This is a genomic window from Vibrio sp. Vb1026 (genome assembly GCF_033338745.1).
Taxonomy (GTDB): domain Bacteria; phylum Pseudomonadota; class Gammaproteobacteria; order Enterobacterales; family Vibrionaceae; genus Vibrio; species Vibrio alginolyticus.
Map to the genome: position 1 here is coordinate 1 of NZ_JAWOTH010000100.1, position 1,333 is coordinate 1,333.

The window sequence follows — 1,333 nt, forward strand, 5'->3', positions numbered from 1 at the left end:
TTTTCTGGTTCTTTGGTCACCCAGAAGTGTACATCATGATTTTGCCGTCGTTCGGGATCATCTCTGCCATTCTTCCCGCATTTAGTGGCAAAAAGCTGTTCGGCTATCACTCTATGGTGTACGCAACATGCAGTATTGCGCTTCTTTCTTTCCTTGTGTGGGCACACCACATGTTCACGACAGGCATGCCCGTGTTTGCAGAACTGTTCTTTATGTACTGCACCATGTTGATTGCGGTACCGACCGGAGTAAAAGTGTTTAACTGGGTCGCAACCATGTGGCGTGGCGCATTGACCTTTGAAACGCCAATGTTGTTTGCGATTGCGTTTATTGTTCTGTTCACTATCGGTGGTTTCTCGGGTTTGATGCTTGCTATTGTGCCGGCGGATTTCCAGTACCACGATACCTATTTTGTGGTTGCGCACTTCCATTATGTCTTGGTGTCTGGCGCGGTCTTCTCAATCATGGCGGCGTCGTATTATTGGTTGCCGAAATGGACGGGGAATATGTACGACCACAAGTTGAGTTTGTGGCATTTTTGGTGCTCAGTCATTTCCGTCAATGTCCTTTTCTTCCCGATGCATTTTTTAGGTTTGGCGGGCATGCCGCGAAGAATCCCTGATTACGCGATTCAATTTGCGGATGTGAACCAAATCGTATCTATCGGCGGCTTTGCCTTTGGTTTGTCGCAACTGATTTTCTTGTGGGTCGTGATCAAATGTATTCGTGGCGGAGAGAAAGCGTCGGCCAAGCCTTGGGAGCGTACAGAAGGATTAGAGTGGACTGTGCCAAGCCCTGCGCCTCATCACACCTTTAGTACGCCGCCTAAAGTGGATTAACGGAACGAGAGGCGAAGAACATGGCAGAAAAATCATCCCACAAAAAGCTCACGATAAAGTTAGTGCTGGCCACTTTTGCCATGTTCGGGTTCGGTTTTGCGCTCGTGCCGCTCTATGACGTGATGTGTGATGCGTTAGGCATCAACGGTAAAACCAGTGATGTTGCAGCGATTCAACCTACGGGGATGCAGCCCGATTTGAGCCGGACGATTCGTGTGGAGTTTATGGCACACGTCAACCCAGATATGCCGTGGGAGTTTAAGCCGAAAGTCATTTCGATGAATGTTCATCCAGGTGAGGTCGTGCAAACTGAATACTTGGCATTTAACGAAAGTGGACAAAGGCTGGTGGGGCAGGCGGTGCCTTCCGTTTCTCCCGGCAACGGTGCAGCTTACTTCAACAAAATAGAGTGCTTTTGTTTTACGCAACAGCCGCTGGATGGAAAGCAGCACGCTCAGATGCCATTGATTTTCTATATTGAGCACGATTTGCCG

2 protein-coding genes are annotated in these 1,333 nt (G+C 48.9%); both read left to right on the plus strand.

Going from position 1 to position 1,333, the window contains the following annotated elements:
* The coding region (locus tag R7E47_RS24460) for a cbb3-type cytochrome c oxidase subunit I (RefSeq protein ID WP_318085291.1) at window positions 1–839 on the plus strand (839 nt) is incomplete at its 5' end.
* Between the two features lie 20 nt (window positions 840–859).
* Window positions 860–1,333 (plus strand): cytochrome c oxidase assembly protein (locus R7E47_RS24465; RefSeq protein ID WP_318085294.1); only part of this gene is annotated, 474 nt, incomplete at its 3' end.